Below are 17,498 nucleotides of genomic sequence, written 5' to 3'. Positions count from 1 at the left end.
GAAAAAGAAAAGCGCCCGGGGGGCGCTGAGAGCGGGCAGATTTTAGTCGCTAAAGTGATCTATTCCTATCTTTTAAGGGCAATGATTACGTCATTGCAGGTTTTAGTGTGATCTAAATCACATTAATTGACGGCGTAACCAATCGTTTGCGCGGTAATAATTGTTTCAACTTCGTAAAATTAGGTAAAAGGCTGGTCTCCGTTCATACTGCTCTTTAGAATCAAGCCATTCGCTTTTTATACTGCGCTTTGTTAAGGAATTCTCATGCTCAAATCAACACTGGCGGCTGTCGCAGCTGTGTTTGCTCTTTCTGCCGTTTCCCCTGCTGCGCTGGCAGCCAAAGGGGACCCTCACGTTCTGCTGACCACCTCTGCCGGGAATATTGAGCTGGAACTGAATAGCCAGAAAGCCCCTGTTTCCGTGAAAAACTTCCTCGACTATGTGAACAGTGGTTTCTATAACAACACCACTTTCCACCGCGTGATCCCAGGCTTCATGGTGCAGGGCGGCGGCTTCAACGAGCAGATGCAGCAGAAGCAGCCTAACCCGCCAATCAAAAACGAAGCGGACAACGGGCTGCTGAACAAACGCGGCACCATCTCCATGGCGCGTACCGCAGACAAAGACAGCGCGACCAGCCAGTTCTTCCTGAACGTGGCGGATAACGCCTTCCTCGACCACGGTCAGCGCGACTTTGGCTATGCCGTTTTCGGTAAGATTGTGAAAGGGATGGACGTGGCCGACAAGATTTCTCAGGTGCCTACCCACGACGTCGGTCCGTATCAGAATGTGCCGTCAAAACCGGTGGTTATCCTCTCCGCAAAAGTTCTGCCGTAATTCTTCTGAACGCGGGCTTCTTCTGCCCGCGTTATGTCGCCCTCCCTGCGAAAGCGCGTTTTGCTGCTTATACTTGTGGCAAACGGACTATTCAGGGAGGCGTTAAGTGAAAAAGCTCACCGACAAGCAAAAATCCCGTCTCTGGGAACAGCAGCGTAACGTCAATTTACAGGCCAGTTGTCTCCTTGAAAAAGGTAATGGTCCCTCAGAGCCCCATATTGAGACGCTGGAGCTTGGGCCTTCCGCGCCCGGGTTGCCCCATCTGTGCCTTATTCATCGTCATTTGTACCGCAGCGAGATGAAGCGGGCAGGCGAGTTACGTACCGACGATATTTTTAAGGGTGACATTCCGTTCTGCCATTTCGAATACATCGAGAAGATGGGCAACGAGCTGATGGCGGCGCTGGAAAGCGAAAAGTATCTCGTGGGTCTTGAGAAAGCGGCGTTTGTTGACCGGGTTAGCCACTATTACTGCGAAATCAACATGCTGCATCCGTTTATGCGCGGCAACGGTATTGCCCAGCGCGTTTTCTTCGAGCAGCTGGCGCTCCACGCGGGCTACGCGCTGGACTGGCGCGATATCGATCCCGACCAGTGGGTGGCGGCTAACCGAAGCGGCGCAACGGGAGATTTAACCGCGCTCAACGCTATCTTTGCCAAAGTAGTGAGCGAAGCGCGGGAATCTGAGTAGAATAGGGCGGCATTTTTTTCGGGGGCCGCCATGATTCTGCTGATTGATAACTACGATTCCTTCACCTGGAACCTTTACCAGTATTTTTGTGAACTGGGTGCAGAGGTGGTTGTCCGCCGCAACGACGAGATCGGACTGGCCGATATCGGGATGCTGGCTCCGCAGAAAATCGTGATTTCTCCGGGGCCGTGTACGCCGTCAGAATCGGGTATTTCTCTGGATGTTATCCAGCACTATGCCGGCAAGCTGCCGATCCTGGGCGTTTGTCTGGGCCATCAGGCGATTGCTCAGGCGTTTGGTGCCACCATCGTGCGCGCCGCGAAAGTGATGCACGGTAAAACCTCTCCGGTCACCCACGCCGGCACCGGGGTATTCACGGGGCTCAATAACCCGTTAACCGTGACGCGCTACCATTCCCTGGTGATTGACCCGTCGACCCTGCCCGACTGCTTTGAGGTGACCGCCTGGAGCGATACGCAGGAGATCATGGGGATTCGCCACCGCGAATGGGACCTCGAAGGCGTGCAGTTCCACCCGGAAAGCATCCTCAGCGAGCAGGGGCACGCGCTGCTGGCAAATTTCCTCAATCGCTGAATATCTGTTGCCTTGCTATGATTTTTTATGCATATTTTGTGATTATATTTTCACAATCACTGTGACATAAAAATGGATGGTCATGACATGGCAACTGAACAACCAGCAATTACCCGCGCGACATTTGATGAAGTGATCCTGCCGATTTATGCACCGGCTGAGTTTATCCCGGTGAAGGGAAAAGGCAGCCGCGTCTGGGATCAGCAGGGTAAAGAGTATGTGGATTTCGCGGGCGGGATTGCGGTCACGGCGCTGGGTCATTGCCATCCCGCGCTGGTTGAGGCGCTGAAAACCCAGGGCGAAACCCTGTGGCATACCAGCAATGTGTTCACCAACGAACCGGCGCTGCGCCTGGGCCGCAAGATCATCGATGCGACCTTTGCCGAGCGCGTGCTGTTTATGAACTCCGGCACTGAAGCCAACGAAACTGCGTTTAAGCTGGCGCGCTACTACGCGACAACGCGCCACAGCCCGTACAAAACCAAAATCATCGCCTTCCACAATGCCTTCCACGGACGCTCCTTCTTTACCGTCTCCGTTGGCGGCCAGCCGAAGTATTCCGACGGGTTTGGCCCGAAACCGGCCGACATCGTCCACGTACCGTTTAACGATCTGCACGCGGTGAAAGCGGTCATGGACGACCACACCTGCGCGGTGGTGGTCGAGCCTATCCAGGGTGAAGGCGGCGTGACGGCGGCAACTCCGGAATTCCTGAAAGGGCTGCGCGCGCTGTGCGACGAGCATCAGGCGCTGCTGGTCTTTGATGAAGTGCAGTGCGGGATGGGGCGTACCGGCGATCTGTTCGCTTATATGCACTACGGCGTGACGCCGGACATCCTGACCAGCGCCAAAGCGCTCGGCGGCGGTTTCCCGGTGAGTGCGGTACTGACGACGCAGGAGATCGCCTCCGCGTTCCACGTCGGTTCTCACGGTTCCACCTACGGCGGTAACCCGCTGGCGAGCGCCGTGGCGGGTGCCGCATTCGACATTATCAACACGCCGGAGGTGTTGAACGCCGTGAGCGCGAAGCGCGAGCTGTTCGTAAAACACCTGCAAAAGATTGATGAACAGTACGATGTGTTCAGCGAAATTCGCGGGATGGGGCTGTTGATTGGCGCCGAGCTGAAGCCGCAGTACAAAGGCCGGGCGCGCGACTTCCTTCACGCCGCCGCCCACGAAGGGGTGATGGTGCTTAATGCCGGGCCGGACGTGATGCGCTTTGCGCCGTCGCTGGTGGTAGAAGACAAAGACATCGAAGACGGGTTAACCCGCTTTGCCGCGGCGGTCGAGAAGATCGTAAAAGGCTAATACTCGGTTCGCTTTAGCCGGCGCGTTAACCAAATGCCGTGATGCGGACGCTGACGCCATGCCACCGACGAAATGGTGTGCATGGTGTTCAGATGCCCCAGAACGCGCTGTAAATGCTGCTCCAGGGTGCTCATTGGCCCGTGGGTCAACGTCTCCGGCGCTTCCAAAATGTTTGAGTCGCCCGACTCGCCCGGCGCGTCATACTCCAGACGCTGCTGACACCTCTGCAACGCAATTTCACACGACTGCAAATAGCGCTGCGCCAGATCCGGCGTCAGCATCGTGTGCTCGCGCGCCAGCGTGGTCATGGCGTTAATATGCTCGACGATAAACTGACTGTGCGTCACCCAGAGCTTCATGTCTGCCAGATAGTGCGAGTTAAAGCCCGGCTCCTGCATCGCCTGGTTGAGCGAGTTAAACAGGGCGTTGTGCGCCTGGTTGACCTTCATCCGCTGATAGGCCAGCGGCGAGGGCTGAGGGTCATCGCTCAGGATCAGGCGAATGGCCTGCTGGTCGGCTTCCAGCGCGTCGTGGGCGTTCTGCCTCAGCAGCCCGCTCTGCCACTGCGGCCACAGCCAGACCATGCCGCCAAAGGCAATCAGGCAGCCGATCAGGGTATCAATCAGCCTGGCGACAATAAACTGTTCGCCATTGAGCGTGAGCAGCTGCAGGGTATATACCGCCGTCACCGTAAAGCCCACCATCGCCCAGCCGTAATTTTTGCGGATAATCAGATAGCTCACCAGCGTAATCGCCAGCATCCCTGCCAGGGTATAGCCTTCCGGCACGTGGAAGTGCAGCGTTACGCCCGCAATGATCAGCCCGGCCATCGTTCCGCCAGCGCGATGCAGAATACGCACCCGCGTGGCGCCGTAGCCGTTCTGGGTGACAAACAGCACGGTCATTAATATCCAGTAGGGTTTCGGCAGGTGCAGCGCCATGCCCATCAGGCTGGCGGTACTGAGCATAACGCTAATCCTTGCGGCGTTGCGCAGAGCGGAAGATTTAAGAGAAAGATAGCTTTTGAGCGCGGGCAATAGCGGAAGCCGTTTTTGCTTATCCGCCATCAGGTCGCGGGGATAAAGCGGGCGCTGCGTGCGCAACACGCGGGCGATGCGGCTGAAGTGCCAGGCGGCAAACTGGCCGACCGGGTTATCGGGATGCTGGCGGGCGATTTTCTCCAGCGCGCCCAGCTGTTTTTCCATGTTAAAGCGCGTCGGGTAGCGGTGGTAGAGAATATCATCGGCCAGCACGCGCAGACGTGCCGAGACGGTCTGCGCGTTCCAGCGGATCACCGCTTCGGCGTGGCTGCGCTCGACCAGCTTTTGCACCTCCTGCGGGTGGTGAAGGCTTACGGAGATATGCTCCTGCAGATCCAGCCCGACCTGGAAGGTGCGCAGCAGCCGCTTGTACTCGTGGTTCTTGTTGGCGGCGAGCATATGCAGCTGCTGATAGCACTGGCTTATGAGATCCACCACCTTCTGCTGGCGCGTCAGCAGCGGCGGTAAGGATTTTTCCGGGTCGGTATGCTGGGTGAGCAGGGTGTATTTGGCTTCGCAGTAATCCGCAAGCTGCACATAGAGCAGGCTCAGGGATTCACGCAGCGGCTGCTCCCGCCACAGCCAGAACCAAAACCAGTTAAACAGCCCGTACCATAATGTCCCCAGGGCGTAGATCAGCAGCGGCTCCCACACCGGCATGTTCCCGGCGAGGCTCAGCGTGAAAATGGCCGCAATCAGCGAGGCGGGAAGCAGGCGGGCGTGCAGCGAACTGATTTCCGCCGTGACGCCAAGGGTCATCGCCAGTACGGTCAGGATCAGCGGCAGCGGGATATCCCGGGCAAGCAGGAGTTGTACGGCGAGGCTACACCCGGCAAACAGGCAGCCACCGATAATCAGGCGTTTGAAAAAGCGCTTATGCGGCGTGTCCAGACCGGCAATGTTGCAGCAGGCGGGCACGAGGGAAAACAGCAGGCCTTGCTGAAGATGTCCGAGGATCAGGCCTATGGCCACAGGGAGACACAACACCAGCGTTTGCCGCAGTGCGTAGTTAACTTCCGGGTGATAGATCAGCCTGCGCCACATGGGGAGTAGAGACAAAAACGGCGTGACACCTTGCGATGGCACGCCGTTTAAGCGGAATTAACGCGTTCCGTAGACCACGATGGTTTTACCGTGGGCGGAGATCAGGTTTTGATCTTCCAGCATTTTCAGGATACGGCCCACTGTTTCACGGGAGCAGCCGACGATCTGACCAATTTCCTGACGGGTAATTTTAATTTGCATGCCGTCCGGGTGGGTCATGGCGTCTGGCTGTTTCGCCAGGTTCAACAGGGTTTGTGCGATACGGCCGGTAACGTCCAGGAAGGCGAGGTTACCCACTTTCTCTGACGTGACCTGCAGACGGCGCGCCATCTGGGAAGAAAGACGCATCAGGATGTCAGGGTTAACCTGAATCAGCTGACGGAACTTCTTGTAAGAAATTTCAGCCACTTCACATGCTGTCTTTGCTCGAACCCAGGCGCTACGTTCCTGGCCCTCTTCAAACAGGCCCAGTTCACCGATGAAATCGCCCTGGTTCAGATAAGAAAGGATCATCTCTTTCCCTTCTTCATCTTTGATCAGCACTGCCACCGAGCCTTTAACGATGTAATACAACGTTTCCGCTTTTTCACCCTGGTGAATCAGCGTGCTCTTCGATGGGTACTTATGAATGTGGCAATGAGACAAGAACCATTCGAGAGTCGGGTCTGTTTGCGGTTTGCCAAGCACCATGCGCTGTTATCCTCTGTTATAAGCTGTCACCAGAGTCATCAGATGCATCCGGACTCTGGGGTTGCAATCGAATTCTTACCCATACCCTGGGAAGTCGGCTACCGTAACGTTTCGCAGCCAGTAAAGTTTGATGTCCTCTGCATACACGTGTAACGTCAATGTATTACTGTAGCATCCTGAGTGTTTTAGCATAGCTTTCGCCGCGTGTCTCCTGGTGTCTCGCTTCAGCATGATGCAGGTCGCCTTCCATTGCGATAAATGTAACGCACACGTAATCTGTCACCAAAAATGCAACGTTGGAGTTAATGAATATGCAAGCGCGCGTGAAATGGGTTGAAGGTTTAACGTTCCTGGGCGAGTCCGCGTCAGGACACCAGATTTTGATGGACGGTAACTCCGGCGATAAAGCACCCAGCCCAATGGAAATGGTGCTGATGGCGGCAGGAGGATGCAGCGCAATTGATGTGGTGTCGATTCTGCAAAAAGGACGTCATGACGTGACGGATTGTGAGGTTAAACTCACGTCAGAGCGTCGCGAAGAGGCGCCACGCCTGTTCACCCATATTAACCTGCACTTTGTGGTCACCGGTAAAGAGCTGAAAGACGCGGCGGTCTCGCGTGCGGTGGACCTGTCTGCGGAGAAGTACTGCTCGGTGGCGTTAATGCTGGAGAAAGCGGTAAAAATCACGCATTCGTATGAAGTGATCGAGGCGTGATTGATGGGGCATCGTGCGTGTTGATGCCCTCATCCTAACCCTCTCCCACAGGGAGAGGGAACATGCTCACGCGATCTGCTTCCCTTCCATCAGTCGCTCCACCAGCGGCGTCATGATGAGCTCCATCGCCAGCCCCATTTTTCCGCCCGGCACGACTAACGTATTCATGTGCGAAATAAACGAGCCCTGCAGCATTGCCAGCAGCCAAGGGTAATCAATGCCTTCGAGATTGCGGAAATGGATCACCACAAAGCTCTCATCCAGCGACGGGATGCTTTTAGCGGCAAACGGGTTCGAGGTGTCCACCGTCGGCACGCGCTGGAAGTTGATATGGGTGCGGGAGAACTGCGGCGTCAGGAAGTTAATGTAATCCTCCATGGAGCGCACCACGGAGTCCATCACCGCCTCTCGCGAATGGCCGCGCTCGCTCATGTCGCGCGTCAGCTTCTGGATCCACTCCAGGTTAACGATAGGGACCACGCCGACCAGCAGATCCACGTGGCGCGCCACGTCGTGTTGAGGCGTGACCACGCCACCGTGCAATCCTTCGTAAAACAGGACGTCGGTGGGTTCCGGCAGCGGCTGCCACGGGGTAAAGGTTCCCGGCACCTGATTCCAGGGTACGGCTTCATCATAGGTGTGCAGATACTTGCGGGACTGCCCTTTGCCGCTCTTACCGTACTCTATAAAGGTTTGTTCCAGCAGGCCAAAGTCATTGGCCTCCGGGCCGAAGTAGCTGATGTGTTTACCCGAATCGCGCGCCTTACGAATGGCCATGTCCATCTCCGGACGCGTGTAGCGGTGAAAGCTGTCGCCTTCGACCTCCGCCGCACGGAGATTCAGCTGGGCGAAAATCTTGCGAAATGCGAGGCTGGTGGTGGTGGTTCCCGCACCACTCGACCCCGTAACGGCAATAACCGGATGTCTGGCAGACATAGCAACTCCCTGACTGAAAAGGGTGGAAGATCAGCCGTGAAACGCGTTGCGGGGCATGATATTGACCGTCTCATGCAGTTCTGACCACACCAGCACCACGTCGCCGCTTTTCAGCTGGCGCTTAACATCGTTGACCTTTTGCTCAAGCGAGCGTTCCTGTTCACCATAATCGGTGCCTTCGCGTAATACAAAGCTTTCAATCAGATTATCGAGCGTTTCGGGAGCCAGATCCTGCCAGGGAATAATCATTTTGCACCGTCCAGATAAGGGGTCAGCCAGTCAGGAATTCGCGCCTCAAGCCACATTTTCGGGCGGCGCAGCGTGCCCCCGATAAACCCGACGTGGCCGCCATGCTCGGTCAACTGATAGTGAACGTTGTCGGGCAGGAATTCCTGAGCGGGGATCGAGTGATGATCCATAAACGGGTCATCTTTGGCATGAATAATCAGCGTCGGCTGCGTGATCTTGCTGAGCAGCGGCATGGCGCTGCACTGACGATAATAGTCAATCGCATCGGCGAAGCCGTGGATTTTCGCGGTGATCAGGTCGTCGAACTCGCGGATACGACGCACCTTTTTCAGCTGGCGCAGGCTTACCGGCAGGGTATCCGGGTAGGCCTTCAGCTTACGCGCCGCGTTGGCCTTCAGCAGGTTGAGCAGGTAGCGCTGGTAGACGCGGGAAAAGCCTTTATCCATGTGGTAGCTGCACTGCTCGAGCATAAACGGCGCGGAGACAATGACGGCGGCATCCAGCGGTACGCTTTCGCCCTCTTTGGCCAGCAGACAGGCCAGCATATTGCCGCCCAGCGAGTAGCCCACGGCGGCCGTTGGCACGGTGCCATAATTTTCCCGCAGCCAGTGTAAAAACCACGTCCCGTCTTCGGTTTCACCCGAGTGATAAATGCGTTTCTGACGATTCGGTTCACCGCTGCAGCCGCGAAAATGCATCACCACGCCGAGCCAGCCGCGCGCTTTTGCCGCCTCAATTAGCCCATGCGCATACGGGCTGTGCAGGCTGCCTTCCAGACCGTGGAAAACCACCAGACGCGGCTTATGGCGAGCCTGTTCAGGCGCTTCGCTCCAGGCGAGATCCAGAAAATCACCGTCTGGCAGGTCAAGCCGTTGCCAGTGCGGGGTGAACTGAACCTTGCGGCGGATCAGTCGCGGCAGCATGGTCTGCAAATGCGGATTGGCCACGCCGCGCATAGGCACGAACTCAGTGCTGTCTTCGGCCGCAATGTCGAAGTCTGATGGAATGATTTGGGTCATAAGCGCGATGCTGATTCTTGTCGGAAATTTACGATACTTTCCGAATTGTACCCCGTTTAAGCTGGATTTCCGAACCCGGTACGGATTCTGCTCTTCAAACGGGGTAAATAAGTCAGTCAGCCTGCAGCATCGCTTCCAGCTGTTCCTGCGCGTCGAGCCACGCCATCTCGCACTCTTCGAGACTGGATTTGGTCTTCGCCTGGGTTTGCAGGCAGTCGGTCAGCTCAGCCTTGCGGCTCTGGTCATACAGGCCGCTATCGCCGAGCTTCTCTTCAACGATAGCCAGCGTGGCGTTGAGTTTTTCCATCTCTTTTTCGAGACGGGTAATCTCTTTACGCAGGGGCTGCGTCTGGGTGCGCAGCTCCGCTTCACGGCGCTTCTGATCTTTACGCGCCTGCGCGCTGTTGGCGTTGTCTTTCGCTGACTCTTCCGGCTGGTTTTCCTGCTTCTGCACGTCCGTCAGCCACTGCTGATAGTCTTCCAGATCGCCGTCGAACGGTTCGACTTTGCCGCCGTGCACTAAATAGAGATCGTCCGTGGTGGAGCGGATCAGGTGACGGTCGTGCGAAACCACCACCAGCGCGCCTTCGAACTCAATCAGCGCTTCGGTCAGCGCCTGACGCATGTCGAGATCCAGGTGGTTGGTCGGTTCATCGAGCAGCAGCAGGTTCGGGCGCTGCCAGACGATCAGCGCCAGCACCAAACGGGCCTTTTCGCCGCCGGAGAAGCGCTCGGTGTTTTCAGTCACCTTATCGCCCTGGAAGCCGAAGCCGCCGAGATAGTCGCGCAGCTTCTGCTCCATCTCCTGCGGCGCAAGACGCGCGAGGTGCTGAATCGGCGATTCATCCGCGCGTAAAAATTCCAGCTGATGCTGGGCGAAGTAACCCAGCTTGATGCCCTTCGCCAGGCCGATTTCGCCGCTGACCGGGTTAAGCTCGCCCGCCAGCAGTTTGATCAGCGTCGATTTACCGGCGCCGTTACGCCCCAGCAGGCCAATGCGGGAACCCGGCACCAGGTTGAGCTTGATGGAGTCGAGAATAATGCGGTCGGCATAGCCAGCGCTGACTTTTTCCATTTTCAGCAGCGGGTTAGGCAGGCTTTCCGGCTCGCGGAAGCTGAAGTGGAACGGGTTATCCACGTGCGCCGGGGCGATCATCTCCATGCGTTCCAGCATCTTGATGCGGCTCTGGGCCTGCTTGGCTTTTGAGGCTTTGGCCTTAAAGCGATCCACGAAGCTCTGCAGATGCGCCACGCGCTGCTGCTGGCTTTCGTACATGGACTGCTGCTGGGCGAGACGCGTCGCGCGCTGGCGCTCGAAGGAGCTGTAGTTGCCGGTGTACTCGAACATCGTTTGCTGTTCGATATGAATAATTTTATCCACCACCGGGTCAAGGAAGTCGCGGTCGTGGGAGATCAGAATCAGAGTGCCCTGATAGCTCTTGAGCCACTTCTCCAGCCAAATAACCGCATCGAGATCGAGGTGGTTGGTCGGTTCGTCGAGCAACAGCAGGTCAGAGCGGCAGATCAGCGCCTGCGCCAGGTTGAGGCGCATACGCCAGCCGCCGGAGAAGTCGCTGACCGGACGTTCCAGCTGTTCGTTGCTGAAGCCCAGGCCGTGCAGCAGGCTGGAGGCGCGGGAGCGAATGGTCCACGCGTCGATGGCGTCCAGCTTGCCGTGAACGGTGGCGATGGCGTGACCGTCGTTGCGCTCGTTAGCAGAATGAAGTTCCGCTTCGAGCTTACGGTATTCACGGTCGCCGTCGATAACATAGTCGAGTGCCGGTTCGCTCAGCGCAGGCGTCTCCTGGTTTACCCAGGCGAGCTGCCAGTTTCCCGGGAAGGTAAAGTTACCGCCATCCGCGCTAATCTCGTTTTTCAGCAGCGCCAGCAGGGTGGATTTACCGCAGCCGTTTTTGCCGACCAGACCCACTTTTTGGCCCGGGTTGATGGTAGCAGTGGCGTTATCCAGCAGGACGCGCACGCCGCGACGAATTTGTAACGAGGAGAAAACAATCATAGAAGCGCCGTATGTTCCGACTATGTTAATTTGTCATTATGATAATGTAAGGTGTGGGCCATTTTCCGCACCGGGCCGCCATGGTAGCCCAAAACAGCGACGATACACAAAAACAGAAACAAGACCGGGAGGGGAATGATGTCTCAGACAGCAAAAGTGCTGCTGCTGTATGCCCATCCGGAATCTCAGGACTCGGTGGCAAACCGGGTGCTGCTTAAGCCGGCCACACAGCTTAGTAACGTAACGGTGCACGATCTCTACGCGCACTATCCTGATTTCTTTATTGATATCCCTTACGAGCAGGAGCTGCTGCGTCAGCATGACGTGATTGTGTTCCAGCATCCGCTTTATACCTATAGCTGTCCGGCGCTGCTCAAAGAGTGGCTGGACCGCGTGTTGAGCCGGGGCTTCTCCAGCGGGGTGGGGGGCAACCAGCTGGCGGGAAAGTACTGGCGTAGTGTGATTACGACCGGTGAACCCGAAAGCGCTTACCGTCACGACGGGCTGAACCGCTATCCGATGAGCGATATCCTCAGGCCATTCGAGCTGACGGCGGCGATGTGCCGTATGCACTGGATGAGCCCGATTATTGTCTACTGGGCGCGGCGTCAGGATCCGAAAGAGCTGGCAAGCCACGCCAGAGCCTACGGTGAATGGCTGGCGTCACCTATCCCGGCAGGAGGTCGTTAATGGAAGGATCGAATTTACTCCTCGCCGGGGTGCTGTTTTTATTTGCGGCCGTCGTCGCGGTGCCGCTTGCTGCACGCATTGGTATCGGTGCGGTGCTGGGGTATCTGCTGGCGGGGATCGCGATTGGCCCCTGGGGGCTGGGATTCATCAGCGATGTAGATGAGATCCTCCATTTCTCCGAGCTGGGCGTGGTGTTCCTGATGTTCATCATCGGCCTGGAGCTGAATCCTTCGAAATTGTGGCAGCTCCGACGCTCTATCTTTGGCGTGGGCGCCGCGCAGGTGTTGTTCAGCGCCGCGATCCTGGGTGGCCTGTTAATGCTGACAAACTTTTCATGGCAGGCGGCGGTGATTGGCGGGATAGGCCTTGCGATGTCGTCGACGGCGATGGCGCTGCAGCTGATGCGCGATAAAGGGATGAATCGCAACGAAGCCGGTCAGCTGGGCTTTTCGGTGCTGCTGTTCCAGGATTTGGCGGTGATCCCGGCGCTGGCGCTGGTGCCGCTGCTGGCGGGGTCCGGGGACGATCACTTCGACTGGGCTAAAATCGCCATGAAGGTGCTGGCCTTCGCGGGCATGCTGATTGGCGGTCGTTTCCTGCTACGTCCCGTGTTCCGCTTTATTGCCGCGTCTGGCGTTCGCGAGGTGTTTACCGCCGCGACGCTGCTGCTGGTGCTGGGATCGGCGTTGTTTATGGACGCGCTGGGGCTGTCGATGGCGCTCGGGACCTTTATCGCCGGGGTGCTGCTGGCGGAGAGTGAGTATCGTCACGAGCTGGAAATTGCCATCGATCCCTTCAAAGGGCTGCTGCTAGGCCTGTTCTTTATTTCGGTGGGGATGGCGCTCAACCTCGGTGTGCTCTATACCCATCTGCTGTGGGTGATAGTGAGCGTCGCCATCCTGGTGGCGGTGAAGATGCTGGTACTGTACGTCATGGCGCGTATCTACGGGCTGCGCAGTTCGGAACGCATGCAGTTTGCCAGCGTGTTAAGCCAGGGAGGCGAGTTCGCGTTTGTGCTGTTCTCGACCGCATCCTCCCAGAAGCTGTTTAAAGACGATCAGATGGCGCTTTTGCTGGTGACGGTCACGCTGTCTATGATGACCACGCCGCTGCTGATGAAGCTGGTGGATAAACTGCTGTCGCGCCGCCTGAACCCAAATGACGATGAAGACGAAGCGCCGTGGGTGGAAGACGATAAGCCGCAGGTGATTGTGGTGGGCTTTGGCCGTTTTGGACAGGTGATTGGACGCCTGCTGATGGCGAACAAAATGCGCATTACGGTACTGGAGCGGGATATCAGCGCGGTCAACCTGATGCGTAAATATGGCTACAAGGTTTACTACGGCGATGCGACCCAGCTCGAGCTGCTGCGCTCGGCGGGGGCGGAAGCGGCAGAGTCCATCGTGATTACCTGTAACGATCCGGAAGACACGATGAAGCTGGTGGATCTGTGCCAGCAGCATTTCCCGCATCTGCATATTCTGGCGCGTGCGCGGGGACGTGTTGAAGCTCACGAATTGTTGCAGGCGGGTGTGAAACACTTCTCCCGTGAGACGTTCTCCAGTGCGCTGGAGCTGGGCCGTAAGGCGCTGATCTCGCTCGGCATGCATCCGCATCAGGCGCAGCGCGCCCAGATGCACTTCCGCCGGCTGGATATGCGGATGTTGCGCGAGCTGATGCCGGTACATACCGATACGGCGCAGATCTCCCGCGTGCGGGAAGCGCGTCGCGAGCTGGAGGAGATCTTCCAGCGAGAGATGCAACAGGAACGACGCCAGCTTGATGGCTGGGATGAATTTGAATAAAGGGTAACGAAAGATGGCTGTACGTAAACGCTTTATCGCGGGTGCAAAATGCCCGACCTGTCAGGCGCAAGATACCCTGGCGATGTGGCGGGAAAATAATGTTGATGTTGTTGAGTGTGTTAAGTGCGGTCACCAGATGCGTGAGGCCGATAAAGAGGCCCGCGATCACGTTCGCAAAGAAGAGCAAGTTATCGGGATTTTTCATCCGGACTAGCGATATGCCCTGAGTTTTTTTAAGCTAAAGGGTACACGGGTGCAGATTTCCGCTACAATCTGCGCCAGCAATTTTCCCACGCTCAGGAGATATCATGAAAGTAGCAAAAGACCTGGTGGTCAGCCTGGCCTATCAGGTACGTACAGAAGACGGTGTGTTGGTTGATGAGTCTCCGGTGAGTGCGCCGCTTGACTACCTGCATGGTCACGGTTCCCTGATTTCCGGCCTGGAAAACGCGCTGGAAGGTCATGAAGTTGGCGACAAATTTGACGTTGCTGTAGGCGCGAACGACGCTTACGGTCAGTATGACGACAACCTGGTTCAGCGCGTTCCTAAAGACGTGTTCATGGGCGTTGACGAACTGCAGGTTGGCATGCGCTTCCTGGCTGAAACTGACCAGGGTCCGGTTCCTGTTGAAATCACCGAAGTGGAAGATGACCACGTCGTGGTTGACGGTAACCACATGCTGGCTGGCCAGAACCTGAAGTTCAACGTAGAAGTTGTTGCGATCCGTGAAGCGACCGAAGAAGAGCTGGCTCATGGCCACGTTCACGGTGCGCACGGTCACGACCATGACCACGATCACGGCCACGACGGCTGCTGCGGTGGTCACGGCCACGATCACGACCATGGTCATGACCACGGTAAAGGTGGTTGCGGTAACGGCGGCTGCGGTTGCCACTAATTCCGTCATGCGGAAAATAAAAAAGCGGGATAATAATCCCGCTTTTTTACGCCTCAATAATGAGGAGGTGGCGTCTCTTCTGACTGAGAGGCAATGTTTGACGGCTGTGTAGCCTTCAGCTTTTCCGTCAGCAGGCGCATATGATCCCGCAGTTTTGCCATTTCGAGCTCATGTGCGGTCACGGTCTGGTTTAGCTCTTCGATGGTGATGTCCTGAAAAGCCAGGCGGCTTTCCAGCTCAGCCATTCTCGCTTCTATTGCTGTATCCTTCATCATTCACCTCGTTTATTTCAGATTCGCCATAATGGCCCTGCGGCGGCGCAGTTTAACTGAGTTTATCCTTAAGTACAGTCTGCATCCCTTTGGCAGGAAACTTATTTAAACAAAAATAGTCTGAAAAGTGGCGAGAATTGGAAGTGTCTGTCTGTAGATTTCTTCCGCAACGTTTTATAGTACGTAACTCATTTACGTTTAACGCTGGGGTGAGAGTCCCCAGGCCCTGGAGATATGGATGAAATCACTGTTTAAAGTAACGCTGCTGGCGACGACGATGGCTGTTGCGCTGAACGCGCCGCTGTCATTCGCTGCTGATACTGCTGCGAAGCCTGCTGCCACTGCAGACAGCAAAGCGGCGTTCAAAAATGACGACCAGAAATCCGCCTACGCACTGGGCGCATCTCTGGGTCGCTACATGGAAAACTCTCTGAAAGAACAAGAGAAACTGGGCATCAAACTGGATAAAGCTCAGCTGATCGCGGGCGTTCAGGACGCATTTGCAGATAAGAGCAAGCTGTCTGACCAGGAAATTGAACAGACTCTGCAGGCGTTCGAAGCGCGCGTGAAGGGTGCCGCGCAGACCAAGATGGACGCGGACGCTAAAGACAACGAAGCGAAAGGCAAAGCCTACCGAGACACCTTTGCCAAAGAGAAAGGTGTGAAAACCTCTTCTACCGGCCTGGTGTACAAAGTTGAGAAAGAAGGCACCGGCGATGTGCCTAAAGACAGCGACACCGTTGTTGTGAACTACAAAGGTACGCTGATCGACGGTAAAGAGTTCGATAACTCTTACACCCGCGGTGAGCCGCTCTCCTTCCGTCTGGATGGTGTGATCCCTGGCTGGACTGAAGGCCTGAAAAACATCAAGAAAGGCGGCAAGATCAAGATGGTTATCCCACCGGATCTGGCCTATGGCAAAACCGGCGTTCCGGGTATCCCTGCCAACTCTACGCTGGTCTTTGACGTAGAGCTGCTGGATATCAAACCGGCACCGAAAGCGGATGCGAAAGCAGACGCACCGGCTGACGATAAAGCCGCTGCTGCTAAGAAGTAATGTTGAAAAAAACCGCCGCCTTTCAGGCGGCGGTTTTTTTATTGTGGGGCAGATATAATTAACACTGGAAAGCGCTACGCACGCTGTATTAATTTAGTTGTCCGTGTAGATAATGAGCCTGCCCTGAAAACCTAACGACAGGCTCCTGAAAAGGAGTGTTTTTTTCATGTCCAGGTCGCTTTTAACCAACGAAACCAGTGAACTTGATTTGCTGGATCAACGTCCTTTCGATCAGACCGACTTCGATATTCTGAAATCCTACGAAGCGGTAGTGGACGGGTTAGCGATGCTCATTGGCTCCCACTGCGAAATCGTATTGCACTCCCTGCAAGATCTGAAGTGTTCCGCCATCCGCATTGCGAATGGTGAACATACTGGCCGTAAAATTGGTTCGCCAATTACCGACCTTGCATTGCGTATGCTGCATGACATGACCGGCGCGGACAGCAGCGTCTCAAAATGCTATTTCACCCGCGCCAAAAGCGGCGTGCTGATGAAATCAGAAACCATCGCGATTCGAAACCGCGAGCATCGTGTCATTGGGCTGCTGTGCATCAACATGAACCTTGATGTGCCATTCTCGCAAATCATGAGCACCTTTATTCCGCCAGAAACGCCGGACGTTGGCTCTTCTGTTAACTTTGCCTCCTCCGTTGAAGATCTGGTGACGCAGACGCTTGAGTTTACGATTGAAGAGGTGAATGCCGATCGCAACGTCTCGAACAACGCCAAGAATCGCCAGATCGTGCTCAATCTTTATGAAAAAGGGATTTTTGATATTAAAGACGCCATCAACCAGGTGGCCGATCGTCTGAACATCTCCAAGCACACGGTCTACCTCTATATTCGCCAGTTCAAAAGCGGCGATTTCCAGGGACAAGACAAGTAATGCGTTTTGCGTTAATGGTGACAGGCCCGGCGTACGGCACTCAGCAGGCCAGCAGCGCGCTGCAGTTTGCGCATGCGCTACTGGCGGCCGGACATGAGCTGGCGAGCGTCTTCTTCTATCGGGAAGGGGTGTATAACGCGAATCAGTTTACGTCACCGGCGAGCGACGAGTTCGATCTGGTGCGCGCCTGGCAGGCATTAAACGAAAAGCAGGGCGTAGAACTGCACATCTGCGTGGCGGCAGCACTGCGCCGCGGCGTGACCGATGCAACCGAAGCCGCACGTCTTGGTTTATTGGGTTCTAACCTGCAGCCCGGCTTTTCGTTGAGTGGCCTGGGTGCACTGGCACAGGCGGCATTAACCTCCGACAGAGTGGTGCAATTCTGATGAAGCGTGTCGCGTTTGTTTTTTCCTCCGCACCGCACGGCAATGCGTCCGGCAGAGAAGGGCTGGATGCGCTGCTCGCGACCTCAGCATTGACCGAAGATATCGGTGTCTTCTTTTTGGGCGACGGCGTATTTCAGCTTCTGGCGGGGCAACAGCCTCAGGCCATTCTGGCGCGTGATTACATCGCGACGTTCAAAGTGTTACCGCTTTACGATATCGAAACCTTCTATGTCTGTGCCGACTCCCTGGCTGCGCGCGGCCTAAACGAGGCAACGCCTTTCGTGCTGGATGTGACAGTCTTGTCTTCTGCTGCATTGCGCGAACACCTTTCCCACTACGACACCGTTCTGACTTTCTGA

General features: G+C 56.1%; 20 protein-coding genes. 13 read left to right on the top strand and 7 right to left on the bottom strand.

Annotation, left to right across the window (positions count from 1 at the left end; translation table 11 throughout):
• Positions 1-264 precede the first annotated feature (264 nt).
• From ppiA to argD, 4 genes are all read left to right on the top strand, one after another.
• Positions 265-837 carry a peptidylprolyl isomerase A gene (gene ppiA / locus NI40_RS20520; RefSeq protein ID WP_023309471.1) on the top strand — a complete coding sequence of 191 codons (573 nt, stop codon included), beginning with the start codon at positions 265-267 and terminating at the stop codon, positions 835-837.
• A gap of 106 nt (positions 838-943) precedes the next feature.
• Entirely contained in the window at positions 944-1,528 is a 585-nt protein-coding gene (locus NI40_RS20515) for a putative adenosine monophosphate-protein transferase Fic (protein WP_039263091.1), read from the top strand.
• Between the two features lie 30 nt (positions 1,529-1,558).
• On the top strand, positions 1,559-2,122 hold the full coding sequence (pabA, locus tag NI40_RS20510) for an aminodeoxychorismate synthase component 2 (protein ID WP_039263092.1): 564 nt from the start codon (positions 1,559-1,561) through the stop codon (positions 2,120-2,122).
• An 87-nt stretch (positions 2,123-2,209) separates the two neighbouring features.
• A complete protein-coding gene (gene argD / locus NI40_RS20505; RefSeq protein ID WP_172421409.1) occupies positions 2,210-3,430 on the top strand; it encodes a bifunctional acetylornithine/succinyldiaminopimelate transaminase in 1,221 nt (406 codons plus the stop codon).
• Here the strand turns inward: argD and NI40_RS20500 are convergent.
• Both NI40_RS20500 and crp read right to left on the bottom strand, forming a co-directional pair.
• Positions 3,427-5,514 (bottom strand): YccS/YhfK family putative transporter, encoded by a 2,088-nt coding sequence (locus NI40_RS20500; RefSeq protein WP_039263093.1) that lies wholly within the window; start codon positions 5,512-5,514, stop codon positions 3,427-3,429. The genes argD and NI40_RS20500 overlap by 4 nt on opposite strands.
• A 57-nt stretch (positions 5,515-5,571) precedes the next feature.
• The gene (gene crp / locus NI40_RS20495; RefSeq protein ID WP_000242758.1) at positions 5,572-6,204 is read right to left on the bottom strand and encodes a cAMP-activated global transcriptional regulator CRP; all 633 of its coding nucleotides are present in this window, start codon (positions 6,202-6,204) and stop codon (positions 5,572-5,574) included.
• Between the two features lie 311 nt (positions 6,205-6,515).
• Between crp and NI40_RS20490 the strand changes: the two genes are divergently transcribed.
• Positions 6,516-6,920, top strand: a complete 405-nt coding sequence (locus NI40_RS20490; protein WP_008503018.1) for an OsmC family protein — start codon at positions 6,516-6,518, stop codon at positions 6,918-6,920.
• 66 nt (positions 6,921-6,986) lie between these two features.
• On the opposite strand, the gene NI40_RS20485 is transcribed toward NI40_RS20490, so the two are convergent.
• From NI40_RS20485 to NI40_RS20470, 4 genes are all read right to left on the bottom strand, one after another.
• Positions 6,987-7,856: a phosphoribulokinase gene (locus tag NI40_RS20485; protein WP_023309465.1), complete on the bottom strand. Its 870-nt coding sequence runs from the start codon at positions 7,854-7,856 to the stop codon at positions 6,987-6,989.
• Positions 7,857-7,886: 30 nt separating this feature from the next.
• Positions 7,887-8,105 carry a YheU family protein gene (locus NI40_RS20480; RefSeq protein WP_008503016.1) on the bottom strand — a complete coding sequence of 73 codons (219 nt, stop codon included), beginning with the start codon at positions 8,103-8,105 and terminating at the stop codon, positions 7,887-7,889.
• Complete coding sequence (locus tag NI40_RS20475) at positions 8,102-9,124, bottom strand: hydrolase (protein WP_039263094.1); 1,023 nt, start codon at positions 9,122-9,124, stop codon at positions 8,102-8,104. The genes NI40_RS20480 and NI40_RS20475 overlap by 4 nt, the downstream gene beginning before the upstream one ends.
• A gap of 112 nt (positions 9,125-9,236) precedes the next feature.
• On the bottom strand, positions 9,237-11,141 hold the full coding sequence (locus tag NI40_RS20470) for an ABC transporter ATP-binding protein (protein ID WP_033146795.1): 1,905 nt from the start codon (positions 11,139-11,141) through the stop codon (positions 9,237-9,239).
• A 138-nt stretch (positions 11,142-11,279) separates the two neighbouring features.
• Here NI40_RS20470 and kefG point away from each other — a divergent pair, with 138 nt between their 5' ends.
• The 4 genes from kefG to slyD all read left to right on the top strand — a co-directional run bounded on the left by kefG (position 11,280) and on the right by slyD (position 14,535).
• Complete coding sequence (gene kefG / locus NI40_RS20465; protein ID WP_014885493.1) at positions 11,280-11,831, top strand: glutathione-regulated potassium-efflux system ancillary protein KefG; 552 nt, start codon at positions 11,280-11,282, stop codon at positions 11,829-11,831.
• Entirely contained in the window at positions 11,831-13,636 is a 1,806-nt protein-coding gene (gene kefB, locus NI40_RS20460; RefSeq protein ID WP_039263095.1) for a glutathione-regulated potassium-efflux system protein KefB, read from the top strand. Before kefG ends, kefB begins: the two co-directional genes overlap by 1 nt.
• Positions 13,637-13,649: 13 nt before the next feature.
• Entirely contained in the window at positions 13,650-13,850 is a 201-nt protein-coding gene (locus tag NI40_RS20455; protein ID WP_033146793.1) for a YheV family putative zinc ribbon protein, read from the top strand.
• A gap of 94 nt (positions 13,851-13,944) precedes the next feature.
• The gene (gene slyD / locus NI40_RS20450) at positions 13,945-14,535 is read left to right on the top strand and encodes a peptidylprolyl isomerase (RefSeq protein WP_014833521.1); all 591 of its coding nucleotides are present in this window, start codon (positions 13,945-13,947) and stop codon (positions 14,533-14,535) included.
• 53 nt (positions 14,536-14,588) lie between these two features.
• Here slyD and NI40_RS20445 read toward each other — a convergent pair whose 3' ends face one another.
• The gene (locus NI40_RS20445; protein WP_023309461.1) at positions 14,589-14,807 is read right to left on the bottom strand and encodes a protein SlyX; all 219 of its coding nucleotides are present in this window, start codon (positions 14,805-14,807) and stop codon (positions 14,589-14,591) included.
• 238 nt (positions 14,808-15,045) lie between these two features.
• Here NI40_RS20445 and fkpA point away from each other — a divergent pair, with 238 nt between their 5' ends.
• From fkpA to tusC, 4 genes are all read left to right on the top strand, one after another.
• The gene (gene fkpA, locus NI40_RS20440) at positions 15,046-15,864 is read left to right on the top strand and encodes an FKBP-type peptidyl-prolyl cis-trans isomerase (protein ID WP_039263096.1); all 819 of its coding nucleotides are present in this window, start codon (positions 15,046-15,048) and stop codon (positions 15,862-15,864) included.
• A gap of 166 nt (positions 15,865-16,030) precedes the next feature.
• Entirely contained in the window at positions 16,031-16,753 is a 723-nt protein-coding gene (locus NI40_RS20435) for a helix-turn-helix transcriptional regulator (RefSeq protein ID WP_014171909.1), read from the top strand.
• Positions 16,753-17,139, top strand: coding sequence for a sulfurtransferase complex subunit TusD (gene tusD, locus NI40_RS20430; protein ID WP_039260550.1), 387 nt, complete (start codon positions 16,753-16,755; stop codon positions 17,137-17,139). Before NI40_RS20435 ends, tusD begins: the two co-directional genes overlap by 1 nt.
• Positions 17,139-17,498 carry a sulfurtransferase complex subunit TusC gene (gene tusC / locus NI40_RS20425; RefSeq protein WP_033146791.1) on the top strand — a complete coding sequence of 120 codons (360 nt, stop codon included), beginning with the start codon at positions 17,139-17,141 and terminating at the stop codon, positions 17,496-17,498. Before tusD ends, tusC begins: the two co-directional genes overlap by 1 nt.

Origin of the sequence: Enterobacter sp. E20 (assembly GCF_000801755.2) — a bacterium.
Classification (GTDB): domain Bacteria; phylum Pseudomonadota; class Gammaproteobacteria; order Enterobacterales; family Enterobacteriaceae; genus Enterobacter; species Enterobacter asburiae_B.
The sequence above is the reverse complement of the archived record's forward strand: the minus strand, read 5'-3'. Positions and strand labels throughout refer to the sequence as shown.

Coding starts and splice junctions, on each gene's coding strand:
- ppiA (WP_023309471.1), top strand. CDS start 265: ATGCTCAAATCAACACTGGCGGCTGTCGCAGCTGTGTTTGCTCTTTCT.
- pabA (WP_039263092.1), top strand. CDS start 1,559: ATGATTCTGCTGATTGATAACTACGATTCCTTCACCTGGAACCTTTAC.
- argD (WP_172421409.1), top strand. CDS start 2,210: ATGGCAACTGAACAACCAGCAATTACCCGCGCGACATTTGATGAAGTG.
- NI40_RS20500 (WP_039263093.1), bottom strand. CDS start 5,514: ATGTGGCGCAGGCTGATCTATCACCCGGAAGTTAACTACGCACTGCGG.
- crp (WP_000242758.1), bottom strand. CDS start 6,204: ATGGTGCTTGGCAAACCGCAAACAGACCCGACTCTCGAATGGTTCTTG.
- NI40_RS20490 (WP_008503018.1), top strand. CDS start 6,516: ATGCAAGCGCGCGTGAAATGGGTTGAAGGTTTAACGTTCCTGGGCGAG.
- NI40_RS20485 (WP_023309465.1), bottom strand. CDS start 7,856: ATGTCTGCCAGACATCCGGTTATTGCCGTTACGGGGTCGAGTGGTGCG.
- NI40_RS20480 (WP_008503016.1), bottom strand. CDS start 8,105: ATGATTATTCCCTGGCAGGATCTGGCTCCCGAAACGCTCGATAATCTG.
- NI40_RS20475 (WP_039263094.1), bottom strand. CDS start 9,124: ATGACCCAAATCATTCCATCAGACTTCGACATTGCGGCCGAAGACAGC.
- NI40_RS20470 (WP_033146795.1), bottom strand. CDS start 11,141: ATGATTGTTTTCTCCTCGTTACAAATTCGTCGCGGCGTGCGCGTCCTG.
- kefG (WP_014885493.1), top strand. CDS start 11,280: ATGTCTCAGACAGCAAAAGTGCTGCTGCTGTATGCCCATCCGGAATCT.
- kefB (WP_039263095.1), top strand. CDS start 11,831: ATGGAAGGATCGAATTTACTCCTCGCCGGGGTGCTGTTTTTATTTGCG.
- NI40_RS20455 (WP_033146793.1), top strand. CDS start 13,650: ATGGCTGTACGTAAACGCTTTATCGCGGGTGCAAAATGCCCGACCTGT.
- slyD (WP_014833521.1), top strand. CDS start 13,945: ATGAAAGTAGCAAAAGACCTGGTGGTCAGCCTGGCCTATCAGGTACGT.
- NI40_RS20445 (WP_023309461.1), bottom strand. CDS start 14,807: ATGAAGGATACAGCAATAGAAGCGAGAATGGCTGAGCTGGAAAGCCGC.
- fkpA (WP_039263096.1), top strand. CDS start 15,046: ATGAAATCACTGTTTAAAGTAACGCTGCTGGCGACGACGATGGCTGTT.
- NI40_RS20435 (WP_014171909.1), top strand. CDS start 16,031: ATGTCCAGGTCGCTTTTAACCAACGAAACCAGTGAACTTGATTTGCTG.
- tusD (WP_039260550.1), top strand. CDS start 16,753: ATGCGTTTTGCGTTAATGGTGACAGGCCCGGCGTACGGCACTCAGCAG.
- tusC (WP_033146791.1), top strand. CDS start 17,139: ATGAAGCGTGTCGCGTTTGTTTTTTCCTCCGCACCGCACGGCAATGCG.